Genomic DNA, 18,677 nt, shown 5'->3' on the forward strand with positions numbered 1-18,677 from the left:
TTGAGCTTGAAAAATAGGTCTCTCATGCTCATCAAACCTTGATCAAGAATGAAGGTCAACCAGATCTCAAAAAATCTCCGACTGCTGAGCACTGGGTAATCATGCTCAGGTAAGCTTTTGAGAATAGGTTTGACGATTTGAGAGAATGAGCGTAACATTGGTGTATTACTTTTTGATTGTTTGGGGTAAGAATTACATCTTCTTACCCCTTTTTTATAACCTGAATCTGTCATTCAACACTTCTGCTTCATACCATGCTCGAAAGCATCAGGAATATCCTCAATGCAGCACATTCCCAAGTTGACATGCTGCAGCAAACAGGTTCCCCGTGACGGCAAGAAGATTTCATTGCAAACATTGCCATACAGCAAATTTCCCGCAGCATCAGTCCGAGCTTTAGAGAGCCACAAACTGCCGGATTGCATTTGCTCCATGATGTCATTCAGGTATGGCAATTGCAGCAAATCATCATGGACAATTAGCGTGCGTTTAGCCCAAGGCAGGCGATCAATTGGAATATTAATAAAGTCCTGAGCATCGGGGTGATGACTATCCAGATGCAAATTGACCGCTCCGTTTTTAAATCGGCCGCCCCGGCGGATCGTCTCATTCAGAACACTGTAAATGCGGGCAAAAGATGTGGGGCCAGAGGCCGTGACATTCGGCGAAACCGTACCAGCGGGCCGCAGCGCTGACAAGTTGATCGCGACACCGGCCCCATAGCGGAGGGCCTGGCTCGTGAAATGCCAACTGTCTTCGATGCCATCCGGGCCATCCATTCGATCCTGCACAGCCAGAACCGTGCAGCTCACGGGCAATCGCCCCGCAGGATCATGTAGCCAATGATCCACTCGCCCTGTCACTGCCACGGTGGGATGGTCTGCCAATGCCAAAATTGACTGCTTATTCATAAATGAAAGAGGACACAATGAACTAGCTCATTCATCGAGCTGATAGGCCGAATCAATCATCAACCTTGAAATTTTTGGTGTTAATTCAGCTCCTATCGAGTTAAGAAGCCAAATTAAACTCTGACCAGCGATCGCACACTTGGCGATAACACTCAGAAGGCGCAATTGCTAGGTTTTGCAGCCAGTCAATCTCAACCTCTTGACCGTGCTTGACCAAAATCAAAATTTCTCGATCGGGTGCATAGGTTTTGATCGTGTTCAACAAGCGATCGATTGAACTAACAGGCACAAGGCAGAGGTCAAGGTATAAAGCAGCAAGGTCAAACGGAATATATTGCACAGACCTTGCTGTTACATTCTCAATCCAGCCCAAGCGAGTAGTCACCGTTTCTTTCGCCACACAAGCCACGATTCCTCGTCCATGTTTGAGGTAGCCCTGCCATGCAACATAGCCGATATACAGGAAGTTTTCCTGAATAAAAGTAGGTGACTCAACAGTCAGGTCAGGCAACCTTGAACTAGTGGGATGAATCATGAATTTCTTCCCGTAGCTTTTGCGTGGCGAGCACCATATTTTTGAGCGCAGGAAGCACTTCTTCCCACTGGCGAGTTTTTAGCCCGCAGTCAGGATTAATCCAGGTTTGCTGAACAGGCAAAAGATCAGCACCAGTGCGCAACTGTTGGAGAATTTGCTCCACACTAGGAACGCTTGGGCTGTGGACATCATAGACCCCGTTCCCAACTTGATACTGATATCCAGCATCCGTAATTTCAAAGAGCGTTGCGTTGTTGCTGCGGCTATTTTCAATGGATAGAACATCAGCATCTAGGCGCTCAATGTGCTCAATAATGTCTCCAAACTCGGAATAGCACATGTGCGTGTGAATCTGGGTTTCAGCCTTCGCACCACCGGTGGCTAATCGGAACGAATCCACAGCCCAACTGAGGTACTCATTCCACCGGGCAGATTTCAAGGGCAACCCTTCCCGGAGAGCCGGTTCATCCACTTGCACCATGGCAGCTCCGGCGGCTTCCAAATCGGCAACCTCATCGCGTAAAGCCAGCGCAATCTGCATGGCCTGTTCACGGCGCGGGAGGTCAGCTCGGGGAAATGACCAATTGATCATTGTGACCGGGCCAGTGAGCATTCCCTTCACTGGCTTGTTTGTCAACGATTGTGCAACTCGGAATTCCCGAACGGTCATGGGTTGCAAGCGGGACACATCACCATAAATGATGGGTGGGCGCACACAACGACTGCCATAACTCTGCACCCATCCATCCGTTGTGAAGGCAAAGCCCTGGAGTTGCTGTCCAAAATACTCCACCATGTCAGTCCGCTCAAATTCACCGTGGACTAGCACATCTAGCCCAACTTCCTCTTGGCGCTTGATGCACTCTGCAATCTTGATATCGATCGCCTGGTGATAGTCTGTTTGGGAAATTTCTCCCTTTTTGTATCGGAGCCGCAGTTGTCGGATGTCTTGGGTTTGAGGAAAAGAACCGATCGTGGTGGTGGGCAAGGGGGGGAGTTTGGGCTGTCGATTCAGTCGTTGTTCATAGGGAAGGGAACGCTGAAAATCCTCTACTTTTAGGGTTTGCAACACGTCGCGCACCACCGGATTGGGCAAGTTAAAGCGCTTGAATGCCTGCCAACGCAACTCGATCGCCGCTTGCTCATGGGCAATGTCTTGTCCGTTGAGGCCCTTGGCCAGCAACACCACTTCCGTTAACTTTTGCTCCGCAAAGCTGAGGACATCGCGCAAGGGTTGGGGGAGTTGAGTTTCGCAGGTTGCATCATGGGGAACGAACTGGAGCGACGCAGAGGGCTGAACGCGCAAATTTGGCGTGATTGCCTGCAATTCCTGAAGCAGTTCCAGCAGGCCCTTGGGTCCAATTGCCCAAACGCTCCGCCCGTCCACAACACCAGCCCCAAGCACTTTGTCGCGAGGAATGCCATGGGCTTTCACTAAAGACAGATTGTTGCCTCGCGTGAAATCGAGGCTAACTCCAGCTACCGGGAGCTGCATCACCCAGCTATAGGCATCCCCCAGATCATCAAAGTAGGTCACCAGTTGAATCGGCAGCCCCGCAGTTGCTAGCTGATGGTAGGTATGTTTAATGGCAGTTTCTAAATCGCCGGCATGACTGGTCACCAAGGCTGGCTCATGGAATTGCACCTCGGTGATTCCCAGAGATTTCAACTGCCCCAGCAGGTCAAGGTAGAGAGGCAGCAACCGATCCAAATCTGAGTAGAGATCGTTGGAGCGCCGACTGAGGGTGAGCAGCGTGACCGGACTGAGGATCACGGGAGTCGCCCGATCGCGGAGAATGAGCTGTGCTCGCTTGACCGTTGCCAGAAAATCATCGAAATTGGCCGCGGGAGCAAGATCAGACTCAATTTCGGGCACGAGATAGTGATAGTTGGTATCAAACCATTTCGTCATTTCGAGAGCAGGAATCCCGTCTTTGCCCCTGGCCATAGCAAAGTACTGATCAATGCCTGTGAACTGCCGAAACCGAGCGGGAATTAACCCCAGACGCACCGACCAATCTAGAACGTGGTCGTAAAGAGTTTGGTCTCCGACGGCAATTCGATCGACCCCAGCCTTTAACTGGGTTGTCCAAGCGTGGGTTTCCACGGCTTCTACGACCGATCGCAAGGCGCTGATCTCACACTTGCCATGCCAAAAAGACTCTAGGGCCTTTTTGACTTCACGATTTTTACCCATGCGGGCATAGCCCAAGGTGGCGGTTTGAATAACCATGGGAATCGAGGCTCCTGAAATTTTGTGAAATTTTGTGAAATGTTGAGTGACGATGACACCGCCATTGAGGGGTGCTCTGTTCGATCGAACACCCGCTGATCGGCTAGGCAAGTCCGCGCGATGTCAAGGAATGAATGTTGAAACCAAGTCCTGAGCGACAAACAGACCTAATCCAGCCAAGATGCAGCGAGTGTGGGCATTACTCTGAGGTTGCCTAAGTCTCGCTTTGGGGGCTAGGTTCGCAAGATTGGCGGTTGTGCCCCTGTGCTGGAGTTTGTCACTGGTGAGAGCGACGAAGGTTGAGTTTATCGGTCTTTTTAGTCCCGCTGACACCAAGTCCCGCTGATTTTGACGGGGCGATCAGATTTCTCACAATCTGAAGAAATTCCAAATTGCAACTACCGATCGGGTAACCTGATAGTCAGTCCCCGGTCATCGTGGTTGGCCCTTGCCATTGGGTAGAAACTGAATTGCCCTAGCGATCAGCTCTTTGAGGGGATTAGGATCCACACCCGCCTGGACTTAGCAATTTGTCGGACAGGAAGGCACGGTCAAGGTGCTGAGCTGAAATGTTGCGCCGTAAGAGTTTGACGACCCAATTTTCTGGGGGTCGTCCGCAAAATGCTGTAGGTTCATCTGTACCTCGCAGATGTGTGGTGCTTTGTAGGATTGAATCGGCGGGCATTCTGACTCGGAGAAACGCTTCTCCTTCACAGCTGCGGGACAGTGCCGGATTTACACCGAACTTTCCCCGTTACCTCTAGCGGCTGCTCCCCGCTAGAACCGACTCGGTGCAGTATAGCATCGTTTCCCCAACTTTCAGCGCTGGTGAGATGGGAATTCATCAATGCTCACCTTCTGGGCAGGAGTCTATTGGAGACTGAACTATCGGGTGTCGCCAATCAGGGTGAAGGCGGCCCAGTCGATCGGGTCGGGATATTCCTGAATGGTTCTTAGGGTGGCTTGGCGCAGGGCCGCCGCCTTGTCCATTCCTTGCCCCAGGAATTGATAGAACTGGGTCATCAGGAAGGCGGTGGGTGCGTCGGGCACGGCCCATTGGGTAACGATCGCGCTGGGGGTTCCGGCCGCCAGGAGCGATCGGGATAGGCCCACAATCCCATCACCGGAAATTGCCCCCTGGCCAGTGTTGCAGGCGCTGAGAACGACTAACTGCGCCTTCAAGTCCAGGTTCAGCAGTTCTCGGGCGGTCAGCCAACCATCATCCCCTGGGCTGTTGCTGGGGGCCAGGGCGATCGCGCTGTCTAGGCCATGTTTCGCATCCAAAATTCCATGGGTGGCCAAGTGGATCAGGCTGGCTTGCTCCATTTGCCCGAGGACGGCGGCTTTGGTGGCTTGGGATCCCAACAGGGGCCGAGCGTTCAACATGTGGGCGATCGATTGGGCTTCGATTTCCGCATTGGGCAGCGGGGCCAATTGCGATCGGGTGTTGGTTCGGCTGCTGGGTAGGCGCGGCATGGTTGGATTACCCACGATCAAGGGGCGATCGGTCAGGGCTGTTCCTCCCTGGCGCAGGCGCTGGGCCTGGCGTTGGGTGCGATCAAGCACTTGAATTGAAGGAGCCATGGCCAAACTGTGGCGCTCGATGAGATATCGGCCTTGATCATCTTGCAGGGCAGAAAAGGGCACCAGGAACAGATCCTGCTGAGGCATCACAATCAATCGATCGCCCGGTTGGGTGGGTAACCATTCGGCGATCGGCTCAATCAACAGGCGATGGAGCTGGCGCAAACCGGGGGTGATCGATCGCCGGTTGCCGTTCACCGTGGACTGGGCCGATCGGCTGGCGGTGCGTGTTCCCAAAAACAACCGCAGCAGGGGAATTTGATCGCGTAGGGTTTGGCTGTTGGGCAAGGGCACTTGGCGAAAATGCACCTGTCCCGAAGGTTGCACCACCCAAATATTGATGGCTAAGTCGAGGAGCTGGCGTTGGCCCTCGTGGTCTCGGGTATCCCGCTCGATCGCGTAGGAAATCAGAGTGGCGGACTGCTCGCGGGCCACCCGCTGGATTTGCCCTAGGTCGATCGAGTCCGTCAATTCCGATGGATTGGGAGCTGGGGCCGATCGTGCGGTGGATCGATCGCCCCATTGGCTTTCTTCCGCCAGCAGTTTCAAGAGGGCTTGGGCCCGACCCCGTTCATTGGCCAGCAGGGCTTGTTCCGGTTTTTGGGCCGCAATCAACACCGTTTGCAAGGTGCTGTAGGTGGTTTCTTGGGTTTCAAAAATCGCCAGCCGGGCCCCATCGCTGGTCAGGTTTTCGCGCACCTGTTCCCAAGAGGCGATCGCCCGTTGCAGATAATCCGTGGCCGCGTCAAAGTCTTGGAGTCGATAGTATGTATCTCCCAGGTTAGACAGGGCTCGCGCCGTACCGTGGCGATCGCCCAAGGCCTGGGACAGGGACAGGGCCCTTTGTTGAACCGTGGCCGCAGTTCCATAGTCCCCTTGGGCATAGTAGGCCAAGCCCAAATTATCGAGGGTGCGGGCGATCGCCGGTTGATCGTTCGCCTGTTCCGCCAGGGCCAAACTGGCCTGATGGGCTTTCACGGCCGCCTCGTAGCGCGTGGCTTGGTAATCCAGCAGGCCAATTTGGGTGAGGGCGCGGGCTTGGTTGCTCAGATCCTGATGCTGCTGGGCGATCGCCAAGGACTGTGCAAAATAGGTGCGGGCTTGCTCCAGGTTTTGTTGATTGGTCGCCATTAGGCCCAAGTTATTCAGGATATTGCTCTCCAACGTGGGCGCAGGGTTCGATCGCAACAGGGCCAAGGCCTGCTCATAATGGGCGATCGCCTCTGGATATTGACCCAAAGCCCCATAACTACTGCCCAGGTCACTTTCCGCGATCGCGGCCAACAGGGGCTGATCCGTTGCCAAATCACGACTTTCACGATGGGCCAAAATCGCATCGCCATATTCACCCGCTTGGTAGTGGGCCCGACCCAACCGCTGCAAGGCCACCACGATCGCCTTGCGATCGCCACTGTTGCGGGCCCGCTCAAGGTCTTTGCGTTGGCAATCTAACCAAACGGTGTTGTCGCAAAGGGCCGCTTGCAGGGTTTCGGCCCGCAAGGCTTGCAGATTCAACACTTGCCCTGGATCGGTTACTGGGCCGTTGGCAGGGATTCCCGAGGAATTTGTGCTCTCCAAACCGGGCGATCGAGACCCCAGCAAAGCCGTTTGGTTAATCGCCTGGTTGGTTTGGGAATTCACCATGCCGGCCGAATGCGCCAGGTTCGAGCCACCCTCTCCAATTGCACCACTGTTGGGTAAGGGGTTACTACCCACCGGTAGCCCCGTTGCCAAGGTTCCCACCATCGAGTTGTTGGCCGCATCCGTTACCCCCGAGGGCGGAACCAAAGGTGCTGCATTAGGGGACTGGCCGGAAGAAGGCGCGATCGACAAATTCGTGGATGTGGGAACTGCACTGGTCACAGGGGCCGCATTGCCAGCAACACCGTTCACCGATGCCGGGTTCGCCGCAAAGGCAGCGGAGGACAGATTAGCCCGCTGCACGATCGAATCGGAACTAATGACCGCGCTTAGGTTATTGCCAATCAGGTTCGTATTCCCAGCATTGGCAGTTCCCGCCACTGGGCTACTCCCCCCCGCGCTCACCGGTTGTTCAGTGGTGTTGGCCAAGGTGGACTGCACTAACCCATCCACATTGGCAGCCCAAGGGGCCGAAATGGGTGCCTTGCCGGTAGAGAAATGGATTCCTTGATTGGTTGGTGTCAATAAGCCACCAAAGTTTGCTCCGTCAAGGCTGATGTTGACCGTAGCCACCGTGAATGAAGGGCCAGTGTTCCCGGTATTAGCGGTGTTGGAATTGTTGTTCACCACGATCGGCTTCACAGGCAAGAAAGCAGATCGATCGTCCTCATCCTCTGAATTGGTGGAATTGGTTGTGGTTGAGTCCACAGGGGCGATCGGGATCAAGCTAAAGGAAGTGTTCAGGCCGCTAACGGTGGTGTTGGTGGTGCTGGAATTGGAGCCAGTTTGCATGGGAGCCACCGGAATCAGCGACACTGAACTGCTCAGGGTTGGATTGGTACTGGGGGGATCGTTGGTTGTGCCGGGAATCAGGGTAATGGATCCGGGGTTGATCGTGCCTGTTGTCCCTGTGCTCGTGCCCGTTGTCCCCGTGCCCGTGGGGTTCAAAGGAACGACAGGGCGTAGGGTTGTGGAGCCAGTGCTGGTGCTGATGGAACTGGTGCTGCTGGGTGAGGGCGTAGTGGGTCTGGTGGTGGTGGTAGCAACCACGGGCGAGGAAATGAAGGGAGCGCGGTTGATGCGGGCGGGTGTGGAGCCGAAGGCGAGGGTGGTTTGACCATCGCGATCGCTGAAGATCGGTTCAAAGACCGTGCGAAACAGCACCCGATCGCCCGTCGGTTGCGTCACAAACAATTGACCACCCGTGCGCAGGGGCAAATTCCCGGCGATCGCCCCTGAACTCACTAAAAAAAGATTGTGATCACTGATGATGCTGCTGTCGGGGTGGTGCAAGCCGTATAGATCCACCTGCCGATCGCCCCAGAGGGTCAACTGTCCCCCGGCGCTCAACCGCAAAGGATTCGTGGGATTGTCACGCCCGATCGCCGCTTGTCCCGCCAGTAAATGTAAATCGCCCGTGGTGCTGAGCTGACTAGACAGCAGCAGCAAGTTATGGGCCGCCGACAGGGTGGCCGTTCCGGCCGTGGCTGACTGCACCGCCACATCACCCGCCGTCAAGAGGCCCTCAGAATGGCCGATCGAAACCGTGCCATCGGGCCGCACCGTCAAGGCATTGGCCGTGACCGGTTGCCCCGCCAGCAGTTCCGGAATTGTTTGCGGGGCGATCGGGCCCAACGCCAAATCCGCACCGGGCCGCCCCCCGATCGGCAAATCCAACGCCAGCACCGACCCTTCCGGCGTGAACCGCACAAAGCGATCGCCCGGAACCGCCGCCACCATCAACCGCCCCCCCGGAGCCGACAGGGTTCCCACGCTCAACACCGTGCCCCCCACCAAACTCAAGCTTTGGCCCGTTGGCACGGCCAGGGCCGCCCGGTTCAAAATTCCCGCCGGTTGCGACAGGGCAAACGCCAGCCCCGTTGGATCGCCCAACAAATTCGCGTATTGATTGGCTCCTGTCGCTTGGAACCAAAATTCCCCAGACTCACCAAAGCTCACACCCGTGGCCGTGGTGGCCGTGAAGGAAGCGGGCACATTCAGCCGAGCATTGGGCCCAAACACCAAACCCGCCGGATTCACCAAAAACAGATTGGGGTTACCACCGCTGACCTGAATGAGTCCATCAATTCGCGATGGATCGCCCCCCACCACACGCCCCAGAATGTTGCGCAAGTCCGGCGTGGCCAGGAAATTCGCAATTTCCTGGGTGTTGAGATTAAACCGTTCAAAGCTGTGGAACAGGTTGGCCCCATCGCTCGATCGACTACCACCGCTGATATCTAGGCGATCGCCCTGGGGAGTCACCACCGTGCCCGTGCCGTCGGCCGCCGGGGCGATCGACTGGGCCCAAACCGCCCCCGAGTCAGCACCCAGGCTCCCGATCGTCAAGAAACCCGCAATTCCCGCAATTAAACAGCCCCCAACACCTGCCCCCACGAAGGAGCAGCCACCTAAGTTCCGCAAGACATGCATGGTAAGGACAACAAGCAGTGAGTAGGAGTCAGATCCAGCGAGATCAAGACGCAAGCAAAATCAAGATGCCATCAAATCGCTGAAGTTTCTGGAGAGCTGCTCAACAAGCAACATACCCATTTTTCGCAAGAATTTGATCCCAGACGCTCCCTGGCCAGTCTAGAACATTCGTTTATGAAATTTAGAAACGATGCAGGCTGTTCAAGATCCGGTTCTGAATCCATTCAAAAACTGATGAAACCGTCAATTAAATTACTGACCAAGTTCTATTATTGATTTTTCTCATTACAGACAAAAACGCCGAATTTTTCATTCGTAATTCTTTAGCACAATGAATATCAGAACTAATGAAGATCAAGCGAATATCAGAATTAGACTTGAAACTTAGCCTCAAGTAACTGTGTGATCTTGTTGTGACTTTGCAATCAATTCTCAAATAAAAAAGATAAACCCTGATGACTGTCAGACTTTCTTGAGCATCCAAATAGGCATGGTGTCCAAAATTTCTGCCATTTTTGCAATTACTCGCAGCGCCAGAAATGATTGATCAATGCCATCGATCCTTTGGATTACAAGTTTATGGCCTGCTTTTTTCACTGATGTACAGAGCGAAAACCACACTCCCAAAAATCAGTCAAGCGCCTTTAGGCCGTTTCAGCACTCGTATCAGCGCTATGAATTCGATGGCGCTGATGTTGACGTAGTTTCAACATTAAATCGGGAGGCAACTTGGCAGACTTCCAATAGGCATCCTGGAAATTGGACTCGGCTAACTTTGCCATATGCAGGTCGGCCCCGGCAAAATTGGCTCCCAAAATATTTGCTTCTTGTAAGTTCACTCCCACCAACGATGCGCCCACAAAATCAGCTCCCAAAGCGCAGAGTCGATGAAGATTAGCGCCATCAAAGGTTGCCCCGGTGAAGACTGCCTCGATCGAGTTAGTCGCTGATAAGTTGGCTCCGGTAAAGTTGGCCCCGATCGCCCTGACCCAAGTGAGGCTAGCTCGACTGAGATTCACCCCAATCAAATCCACCCCAATCAAGTTTGCGCCGTTCAAATTGGCTTCACTCAAGTTGGCACGGGTTAGGTTAGCCAACACCAAATTGGCTTCGCTCAAATTAATTCCCGGTAGCTCAGCCGCAATCAGATTAACTTCACTGAGATCTGCGCCGCGAAAATTTCGTTCTCCTAAGCGATAGCGCCCCAACAGTTCATCTGCATCCATGACGTTATTCACCCCATTTACTTCAATTGGCTTGGGAATGAGCCAAATCGATCGCCCCTTGTCGTCACAAAGGGCTGTTACTGCTCAATATGACTGAATTATGACGAAGTATTGTCATCAATTCTGGGCAATCGACAATCTCACTGCTTCCCTCTATTCTGTTCAGAATAACGATGAGTAGAAACGAGTTGGCTTAATTATCGATTGATTTAGTTTTTATTCCCTTCCAGTCAATCTATCTTTACAAGCAATTTGAGGGTGAATTCTGAAACCGCATGGGTGAAAGCTGCGGTGGATTCATAGGGCAAAACATTCCGTCCTGGAAGTTTGTAGCCTTCACCTTGGGGAAGGTTTTCAAGGTAAAGATTGAGACGCTGATCGGGGCTTTCCTGCTTGCCGCTTTTGCTGATGCTAGAAGCGGTTTCCCCAAATAAGGCTAAGGTTGGGTAGGGGATTTTGCGAATTTTTTCGGCATAGCCCTTCTGCCAAAACCGAGCCAGAAACGCAAAAACCGCATGGCGACTGGCCGGATCCGCAGCCCCTTGATCCAGCATGGAAAGCCATTCTTCGTCAATGTCTGGCAAGGCAGCAAAAAGCTGTTTTGCCGAAAAAGAACTCAAAAATTGCCGCCGCTTCGCATATTGAAAAAAAGCAGCCCCGATCCAAGAGTCAAACAGCCCATTCCAGAGCAATTTCTGTTGCCACTTTGGCGCAGCTTCGGCCATCACTTGCCAAGCAGGCGGCCCCGAGAGAATCAGGCCGCGAATGTCGATCGCCCCGTTGGCATTGTTGGCATTGGTCGATCGCTCCACCATCTCGATCGCCACGGGAAACAACGCCCCTTGCACCACCAAAATCACCGGCCGCTGCACCACCGTTTGCACAAAATGCAGCAGTTGATCGGCCCAATCTTCTGGATAAAGGGCGTAACGAGGCTTGGCCGCATCCCCACAGCCCAACAAATCTGGATTAAAGATGGCTAAGGTACTGCCCGATCGCTCCCAAGCATTAATGAACCGCGTCCAAAAGTGTCGCGATAGGCCAACCCCAATCGGGTGAATTAATAACAAAACTGGCTGATTCGGCTGGGCTGTTCCCCACTGATCATAGCTACAGCGATAGCCTTGCCAATCATAAAATTGAGTGGTGCGATCAGTCGAATTTTGCAGATTAGTCATGGTAATTGCTCGCAAATAATGGCTAAATTCAGGTGTCTGTTTCGGCTTTGCAGATATCTTCCGAACTTGAGCTTTGAAATTGAGTTTTTAAATTGGGTTTTGAAATTGGGTTCAAAGATGGGGCGAAGGGTGAATGCAACAACGGTGATTTCCTAACTGGACTCCGAAGACTTTGGATCCGGATCACAGCGAATTTCTACCATGAATCCGTCAGGGTCGTAAAAGTAAACACCACGACCGGTGGGGCGAGTGACGGGCCCATGGGCGATCGCCACTTGGTGCTGCTGAAGGACGACAAGGGCGCGATCGAACGCTTCGGGAGCAATATCAAAGGCCAAATGATTGGCGCGGGTAAATTGCTGATCCGGATCCGGGTGCGGCGGCTGTAGGTCTGGCTCCCAAAACAAATCCAAAATCAAGCCATCGGGGAGCAAAAAGTTGGCAACCTTGCCCGCCGCCACCAGGGATTTGAGGGTGCTGGGAACCCGATCGCCCGTTAACTCCTCCAGACCCAACAGACCGCCATAAAAGCGACGGGCGGCCTCCATATCCTTGACGTTGAGGGCGATGTGGTGAACCTTGCGCAGGGTGGCTGGTTCCAATCCAACGGACGCTGACGGGGCGGATGTCAACCCACAAGGCAAAGGAGACAAAGATGGCGAATCAACTTCCGGGGTCACATCCGGGGTCATGTCCGGCGCGATCGCTTCAGGGTTCACCACTCGATCGACTGCTGTTTCCATCGCTCCATGCTTTCCCAACGCTTCGTGCCTTTCAGGTTAACAGGGCGATCGGGTGGGTGTCGTTGCCGTAAATTTGCGGAGAAAGGTGCTGAGAACCGGCGCATGAGTCACAGACCAGGGGTGAAGGGCAGGATCGATCGCGCCGTTCCAAACATCCTCTTAGAATGGGACAGCGACCGCTGCCCTTGGTCATCCAATCGCTGCGTTTTGCCGCGTTGAAATGTTTGCCGCGTTGAAATGACTGTGCTCAACGCCAAAGCGGTCTGGAGCAATCCCAGAGCCATACCCAGAGCCATACCCAGAGCTATTCCAGAGCTATTGCTGTATTTTTTTGATCTCAACTGATCCCAATTGATTTCAACATTGTTTTCAACTCGCGTCCCAATTGATTCCAACTCGCGATCGCCTAAGTATGTCTGAATCCAACGCAACCCCATCCGCTGTCCAGTCGCCCGATTTGTCCCCGATCACCCCTGGGGAAACTACCGCTGGCTCGCTGCCCGATTCGGAGGTGATCGAACTGCCGCCGGATTTTGTGTTGCCCACGGGTTTGGCGGCCATCTCAATTCTGTTTTTGGCTTGGAACTTGTTGGCGGCGTTGGCGCTGGCGGCGTTTTCGGCGTTTTTGACCCTGCAAGCGGCCACCCTGCGGCTGTTGTTCACGGCAACGGCTTTGGACATTTACCGGGGCGACAAGCTGATTCGGCGCTTTCCTTACCAGGATTGGGAAAACTGGGATATCTTTTGGTACTACCTACCGACCCTGTTCTATTTCAAGGAAGTGAAGAGCTTGCATTTCCTGCCCATTTTGTTTGACCCCAAGCTCTTGCGGGCCTGTTTGGAAGCGAAACAACTACCTAAGCGCCGCGCTTGGCAATAGGGCCGCTGGGGCACGATTGAGCGCTTGGGAAATTTCTGGGGGCGATCGAGCGGGAGCGATGGAATTGGCGAGATCGGTCACTTTCGGGAAACCCGACCGAAGATCGGGTGGGGCTACGAATCATAATTGTCCAAGGAACTGGGATGATGGCGGCCAAGGTTTAAACGCTCAGTGTTGTTCCGCTTGAGCGTTCCACTGTTTGCAATCTAGTGCTTGAAATGTCTGATATTGCTGATCTGTCCGAATCGATCGATCGCCCCTCGGAAACCAACTGGGACGATGAACCGTTGCCCACCCCTGCCCCATCGCCCCAGGTGGGAGAAGCGGCGACGGCCGGAACACCGGTCAGCTCGGTGGATCGATCGAGCACAGCAGCGCTGACAGCCACAGGGGAATCGGTCGCTGATTTGGCCCCCGAGGCTTCCCCCACCCCGGAACCGATAGCAACACCGGCAACGATCGACGCACCATCTCCGATCGACAGCTCCCCGGTGGCTCCGGCCCCGATCATCGCGGCCCCAGAGTCGGCAGCGCCTCCAGCGGATAACCCCGATCGAGCAACGCCAGCAGCCACTTCAAGTGCAGACCCAAATCCAAACCCAGATCCCGATCCAAGCGCACAGCCCAATCTCGACCCAGCGCCAACTTCCAATTCCCAAAATTCCCAATCAGCCGCCCAAGCCTTGGCCGATCGCGTGGCCGATCTCCAAGAGCAACGCGATCAACTGCTGGCGGAAATTGCCCAAGCCCGTCGCGACCTCAGCCGCATTCTCAGCTTGGGAACTGCCGAGCTGGAACAGCGCCGCCAAAACCTGACCGCCAGCATTGAGCAACTGGAGCGCCGTCAGGAACGAATTCGCCAGGAAATGAAAAGCACGTTTGCCGGTGCATCCCAAAACGTTGCCGCCAGGGTTCAGGGTTTCAAGGACTACCTGGTGGGCAGTTTGCAAGAGTTGGTGGCCGCCGCTGAGGAGTTATCCTTTGCGCCGCCGCCCGCCCCAACTCCGGCCCCGGCTCCGGAGCGATCGGCCCCCACGCCACCCACCGCGATCGAGGGACAATTTCAGGGCGATCGCCGCAAAATTGAGCAAATCTTAGAGCGATATCGCACCCGGCCGGACTATTACGGCCCCCCGTGGCGTTTGCGGCGCACCTTTGAGCAGGTTCACGCCGATCGGGTCAGTCAGTGGTTTTTTGACCTCAGCGGTCGAGGGGCCCTGCGCACCATGGGCAGCCGCCTACAAAACATCCTGGTGGTTTCCGCCACCATCTCCGTGCTGCGGGCCATCCATGGCGATCGACTCCGAACCCTGATCCTGATCGACAGTCCCGAGCGGCTGGGCGACTGGCGGCGCGGCCTGCAAGACTCCCTGGGCATTTCCCGCGCCGACTTTGGGGCCGAACAGGGCGTAATGCTATTTGAGTCCCCGGATCCCTTGGCGCAACGGGCCGATCGAATCCAGCGGGGCGGTGGCGTGCCGTTCATTGTGGTGGACGAGTCCGACGGCCGCATTAGCCTTTCGTTGTTGCAGTTCCCCCTATGGCTGGCGATCGCGCCGGATCCCCGGATTGCGCCCCCCAGCGGCCTCGGCGGCAGCAGCTATGACTACTAACGTTGAGCTAGCCGACACCAATGGTCAGTATCGAGTAGACACCGCGAATGAGTTGTTAGGGCCAGTTGTTAGGGCTAATCCAAGTGATCGAGGGCTGAAGCCCCATGGCGATCAGGCAACGAGAGTGGCAAAATTCGTAAAAATCCTTGAAGCTTCAAGCCATCCAACCTATTGATGGCTAGCATGTCCAAGTAACTGCAACCAGTTCAAGATCACTGGGCGCTGTATTTCGGTGTGGTGCAACCTATGGTGAAGCTGAAAATCGTTCAACCCACGATCTTCAAAAGCCGGCCAGTCTCGTCGAGTGAACTGCCAACCGCAGAAAAACTCTCGGTTGCCCCCCGCGAACTCACGGTACAGGCGGCCGTCTTGGAAGGAAGTCACTATCGGGTGACCCTGATCGAGCCGATCGGGAATCGCCAAGAGTGGTTCATCTTTAAGGATCATTTGGAAATTGCCGCCGTCCCCACCCTGGTTGTCAAGAGCGAAACCGTTTTTAAAACCCGTGTGGCCCTGTCTTCGGCCCTGAGCAGCGCGGAGAAGCTGAGCGTGGCCCGGGGTGAATTTCCCCTTGAAAGCTACGAAGAAGCGCCCGATTCCCACCTGAGCGTGGTGTTGATGCAGCCCCTGCGCGATCGCAAAAATTGGGTCGTGTTTAAGGGGCACATCGAGCTATTGAACGTGCCGCCCTACCCGCCGCCAAAGGACGCAACTAATTTTCCGCCCCTGCCCAAGATTCGGGTCAAAGTGCCCACCATCTTTAAGCAGCGCCCCGTCTCTTCCGCAGAACTCAAGGATGATGAAGAGGTGTCCGTATCGCCGGGCGATTTTCGGATTCGGGCCATCAGTCGATCGGGCAGCCACTATCAGGTGCAGCTCAGTGAACCGGTGGGCGATCGCCAAACTTGGTTTGTGTTTGCCGGCCATGTGGACTTAATTGATGCCGATCAGTTGCTTTCGGCCAGTCCGGCTCCTAGCCCTGCCCCGGCTCCCGCTCCTAGCCCCGCGCCCGCCCCGGCTCCGGCCCCAAGACCTGCCCCGGCTCCCGCGCCTGCGCCCGCGCCCGCCCCTGCGCCTAGCCCTAGCCCTAGCCCAGCGCCTTCCCGCGGCCCTGCCATTCGGATCCTTGGCTATGGTGTGGTGGGAACCCGTGATCCAATTGTGCCGAACGGTTCCTTTTTCTGGGGAGAAGCGACTAAGGACGGCACCAGGCTCCCTGAGTCGGAAGAAATTGCCCGCAACATTGTGCGGATGGCTCAACAGATGCAGCGAATTCGCACCAAATTGGGCGATCGCGCCATCACCATCACCAGTTGGTATCGACCGCCAGCGGTGAACCGGGCTGTGGGCGGCGCTTCCAACTCAACCCACATGCGAGGCCATGGGGTGGATTTTGTGGTGGAGGGTCTTTCGCCCCAAGCGGTGCAGCGGATTCTGGATCCTTGGTGGGAAGGGGGCCTGGGATATGGCTCCACCTTCACCCATGTGGATAACCGGGGGTATCGGGCTCGGTGGAATTACGGCAATTAATGCCTGAGACAGGTAATCCCATCTAGCGCCTAAGCGGGTGTCTGAGAAGTAACTTGAGAGGCCTGCAAAGCACGAGTCGTCGTGGAGCAAGGGGCTGAAGCCCCTTGTCTTTGTTGATCGATGAGACTCGCAAGGTGGCAGTGATGACTTTTCAGATATCCCCTAAAATTTCGCGAACTTCGCTGCTAAAATCTGGCTGCTAAAAAACGGCTTCCCCCCGATCGATCAGGGGGAAGCGCTTTTGTTGCAAATTTTTCAGCAAATTTTGGCAGCACGGTTCAGCAAATTACAGCCCGATCGCCTAGCGGGAGGCGACAGTTTGCGCCAAGGCCACCCGCATTCGATCGACAGTACGCGCATTTTCCGCCGGGCTGCCCACGGTAATACGCAATCCGCCTCCTGTGTGACGAATCAGGGTTCCCTGCTGCTTAAGCTGCTGAACCAAATGAGCCATGGCTTCGTCGGTGTTGGCGGCTCCCTTCAGGCGAGCGTAAAGAAAATTCGCTTGGCTGTCCCACAGTTCCAGTCCTGGCAGGGCCCGTAACTGCTGGAGCAATCGATCGCGCTCCGTCAAAATTTCTGGGACGATCGCCAACAGGTCTCGGCGGTGGGCCAATGCGGCGAGGGCGGCCGCTTGGGTAAAGCTGGGCAGGTTGTAGGGTAGGCGTACCTTTTCCAGAATGGCGGACAATTCGGGATTGGCGATCGCGTAACCCACCCGATGGGCCGCCAATCGAAACGCCTTCGAGAACGTCCGCAACACCACCCAGTTGGGCCGCGCTTGCAGTTCGCCCACCACGGTGCGACGACTGAATTCAAAATAGGCTTCGTCAATCACCACCAAAATATTGGGTGGCAGTCCCCGCAACCAGTTGAGTTCCGCCGTCGTCAGAGCGTTGGCGGTGGGGGAGTTGGGATGCACCATCCACACCACTCGCACGGGCGAGGGGGTCAGTTGCGCTTGGGCAATGACCTGACGCGCGGCATCCAGATCAATTTCAAAGGTTTTGGGCGATCGGCCCACTCGTTCCACCGGAATTCCCAGGGTTTGGGCCAAAATCCCATACATGCCAAAGGTGGGCTGGGCCACCAACACGCGACCACGACCGCCCACGCAGGTGGCAATCAAGATCGATCGAATTAATTCATCCGAGCCATTCCCCACGGAAATTTGCCCAGGGGCGATCGCCTCCGCCGTGCCGTTGGCAATGGCCGAGCAGGCTTCATTCACGTATTGGGCGATCGCCCGCTTCAGATCCGTATGATCGCCTCCCGGGTAGCGGTTAGTTTCAATCAGGTTCTGATAGGTTAAGCAGAGTTTTTCTTTCAGCGCTTCCGGCAACTGATAGGGACATTCATTGGTGTCCAGACGATCAATCTCAACGCCCGTGGGTAACTCTCCCCCCGGGTGAGCCTGATAGGCGACAAACTCAACCAAATCTGGACGCAAAAACTCCAACATGGTGCGGGCTACAAATGGCTGTTAGGGAGGTTGACCGGCTTTCCGTCTTCAAACAACGGAATGGGCTGCACAAAAAATCTGAAACAAACCCCAAAAATTCAATTTCAACTGCAATTAGATGGGCAACACCGATATTGATCTGCTGTTGATCTGTTATTGATCTGTAGTGGGTCTGTGATTTGGCTAGGATCCCCCCCTTGAATCGCGAACTGAATCACAGGTAGAACACAAACTTAATCTAGTTCAAGCAAGCCAGTCTAATCAAGCGAGTTTCATTGGGCTAATTTAGTCGGGCTAATTCGCTCAGGCTCATTCAATCAGACTAATTCAACCGGGCTGATGCAATGCATTGGATAAGTTGATTAGTTGGGGCTTCCATAGCATCGGGTTGAAAAGCCACCAGTTAACGCAAAAATGATCAGCATTGAAACAAGAATTGATTGGCGATTTAACCTAAAGATGACTTGAAGATGGCTTGACCTGAAGGTGGCTGGATGGGGCTGAAGGTTCTTCAAAAATGATCTAGTCCCAAAACCACAGCGGCCAACATTTTTTCAAGATTTTTGAGGATGCATTTGGACGATCGCCCTCATCATACCGAGATTCTCCTTGCAAAAACACTGGACTCCAGAAAACGCAATCGAAAACCGGTTGGGGCCTCCGCTCTGCCCGACCTTGGGGAGCGATCGTCGCTGGCCTCGGGGGCGA

General features: G+C 54.8%; 12 protein-coding genes, 1 pseudogene and 1 riboswitch. Of the genes and pseudogenes, 3 read left to right on the forward strand and 10 right to left on the reverse strand.

The features are described 5' to 3' along the window. The 9 genes and pseudogenes from H6F46_RS19115 to H6F46_RS00040 form a co-directional block, all read right to left on the reverse strand. Positions 1–233 (reverse strand): annotated as a pseudogene (locus H6F46_RS19115) (hypothetical protein); the annotation flags it as partial. After that, on the reverse strand, positions 234–911 hold the full coding sequence (locus tag H6F46_RS00005) for a hypothetical protein (protein WP_190354689.1): 678 nt from the start codon (positions 909–911) through the stop codon (positions 234–236). 100 nt (positions 912–1,011) lie between these two features. After that, positions 1,012–1,446, reverse strand: coding sequence for a hypothetical protein (locus H6F46_RS00010; RefSeq protein WP_190354690.1), 435 nt, complete (start codon positions 1,444–1,446; stop codon positions 1,012–1,014). Continuing rightward, the gene (gene metE, locus H6F46_RS00015) at positions 1,430–3,679 is read right to left on the reverse strand and encodes a 5-methyltetrahydropteroyltriglutamate--homocysteine S-methyltransferase (protein WP_190354691.1); all 2,250 of its coding nucleotides are present in this window, start codon (positions 3,677–3,679) and stop codon (positions 1,430–1,432) included. Before metE ends, H6F46_RS00010 begins: the two co-directional genes overlap by 17 nt. Positions 3,680–4,337: 658 nt before the next feature. Beyond that, positions 4,338–4,482: riboswitch (cobalamin riboswitch) on the reverse strand. An 82-nt stretch (positions 4,483–4,564) separates the two neighbouring features. Beyond that, positions 4,565–9,337 carry a CHAT domain-containing protein gene (locus tag H6F46_RS00020; protein WP_190354692.1) on the reverse strand — a complete coding sequence of 1,591 codons (4,773 nt, stop codon included), beginning with the start codon at positions 9,335–9,337 and terminating at the stop codon, positions 4,565–4,567. 644 nt (positions 9,338–9,981) lie between these two features. Continuing rightward, positions 9,982–10,563: a pentapeptide repeat-containing protein gene (locus H6F46_RS00025; RefSeq protein ID WP_190354693.1), complete on the reverse strand. Its 582-nt coding sequence runs from the start codon at positions 10,561–10,563 to the stop codon at positions 9,982–9,984. A 230-nt stretch (positions 10,564–10,793) separates the two neighbouring features. Continuing rightward, positions 10,794–11,741, reverse strand: a complete 948-nt coding sequence (locus H6F46_RS00030; RefSeq protein ID WP_190354694.1) for an alpha/beta fold hydrolase — start codon at positions 11,739–11,741, stop codon at positions 10,794–10,796. A 152-nt stretch (positions 11,742–11,893) separates the two neighbouring features. After that, positions 11,894–12,484, reverse strand: a complete 591-nt coding sequence (locus tag H6F46_RS00035; protein ID WP_242027716.1) for a VOC family protein — start codon at positions 12,482–12,484, stop codon at positions 11,894–11,896. 31 nt (positions 12,485–12,515) lie between these two features. Next, entirely contained in the window at positions 12,516–12,677 is a 162-nt protein-coding gene (locus H6F46_RS00040; protein ID WP_158234514.1) for a hypothetical protein, read from the reverse strand. A gap of 219 nt (positions 12,678–12,896) precedes the next feature. Between H6F46_RS00040 and H6F46_RS00045 the strand changes: the two genes are divergently transcribed. From H6F46_RS00045 to H6F46_RS00055, 3 genes are all read left to right on the forward strand, one after another. Then, positions 12,897–13,364: a DUF3119 family protein gene (locus H6F46_RS00045; RefSeq protein ID WP_190354695.1), complete on the forward strand. Its 468-nt coding sequence runs from the start codon at positions 12,897–12,899 to the stop codon at positions 13,362–13,364. A gap of 218 nt (positions 13,365–13,582) precedes the next feature. Further along, on the forward strand, positions 13,583–14,977 hold the full coding sequence (locus H6F46_RS00050) for a DUF3086 domain-containing protein (protein WP_190354696.1): 1,395 nt from the start codon (positions 13,583–13,585) through the stop codon (positions 14,975–14,977). Positions 14,978–15,223: 246 nt separating this feature from the next. After that, positions 15,224–16,507: a D-Ala-D-Ala carboxypeptidase family metallohydrolase gene (locus H6F46_RS00055; RefSeq protein ID WP_190354697.1), complete on the forward strand. Its 1,284-nt coding sequence runs from the start codon at positions 15,224–15,226 to the stop codon at positions 16,505–16,507. Positions 16,508–16,808: 301 nt separating this feature from the next. On the opposite strand, the gene H6F46_RS00060 is transcribed toward H6F46_RS00055, so the two are convergent. Then, complete coding sequence (locus H6F46_RS00060; RefSeq protein ID WP_099534619.1) at positions 16,809–17,969, reverse strand: histidinol-phosphate transaminase; 1,161 nt, start codon at positions 17,967–17,969, stop codon at positions 16,809–16,811. Positions 17,970–18,677 lie beyond the last annotated feature (708 nt).

It is taken from the genome of Limnothrix sp. FACHB-1083, assembly GCF_014696485.1.
Classification (GTDB): Bacteria; Cyanobacteriota; Cyanobacteriia; order CACIAM-69d; family CACIAM-69d; genus CACIAM-69d.

Bases quoted from the DNA above. Each gene is read 5' to 3' on its own strand.
- H6F46_RS00005 (WP_190354689.1), bottom strand. From the start codon at position 911: ATGAATAAGCAGTCAATTTTGGCATTGGCAGACCATCCCACCGTGGCA.
- H6F46_RS00010 (WP_190354690.1), bottom strand. From the start codon at position 1,446: ATGATTCATCCCACTAGTTCAAGGTTGCCTGACCTGACTGTTGAGTCA.
- metE (WP_190354691.1), bottom strand. From the start codon at position 3,679: ATGGTTATTCAAACCGCCACCTTGGGCTATGCCCGCATGGGTAAAAAT.
- H6F46_RS00020 (WP_190354692.1), bottom strand. From the start codon at position 9,337: ATGCATGTCTTGCGGAACTTAGGTGGCTGCTCCTTCGTGGGGGCAGGT.
- H6F46_RS00025 (WP_190354693.1), bottom strand. From the start codon at position 10,563: ATGGATGCAGATGAACTGTTGGGGCGCTATCGCTTAGGAGAACGAAAT.
- H6F46_RS00030 (WP_190354694.1), bottom strand. From the start codon at position 11,741: ATGACTAATCTGCAAAATTCGACTGATCGCACCACTCAATTTTATGAT.
- H6F46_RS00035 (WP_242027716.1), bottom strand. From the start codon at position 12,484: ATGGAAACAGCAGTCGATCGAGTGGTGAACCCTGAAGCGATCGCGCCG.
- H6F46_RS00040 (WP_158234514.1), bottom strand. From the start codon at position 12,677: ATGACCAAGGGCAGCGGTCGCTGTCCCATTCTAAGAGGATGTTTGGAA.
- H6F46_RS00045 (WP_190354695.1), top strand. From the start codon at position 12,897: ATGTCTGAATCCAACGCAACCCCATCCGCTGTCCAGTCGCCCGATTTG.
- H6F46_RS00050 (WP_190354696.1), top strand. From the start codon at position 13,583: ATGTCTGATATTGCTGATCTGTCCGAATCGATCGATCGCCCCTCGGAA.
- H6F46_RS00055 (WP_190354697.1), top strand. From the start codon at position 15,224: ATGGTGAAGCTGAAAATCGTTCAACCCACGATCTTCAAAAGCCGGCCA.
- H6F46_RS00060 (WP_099534619.1), bottom strand. From the start codon at position 17,969: ATGTTGGAGTTTTTGCGTCCAGATTTGGTTGAGTTTGTCGCCTATCAG.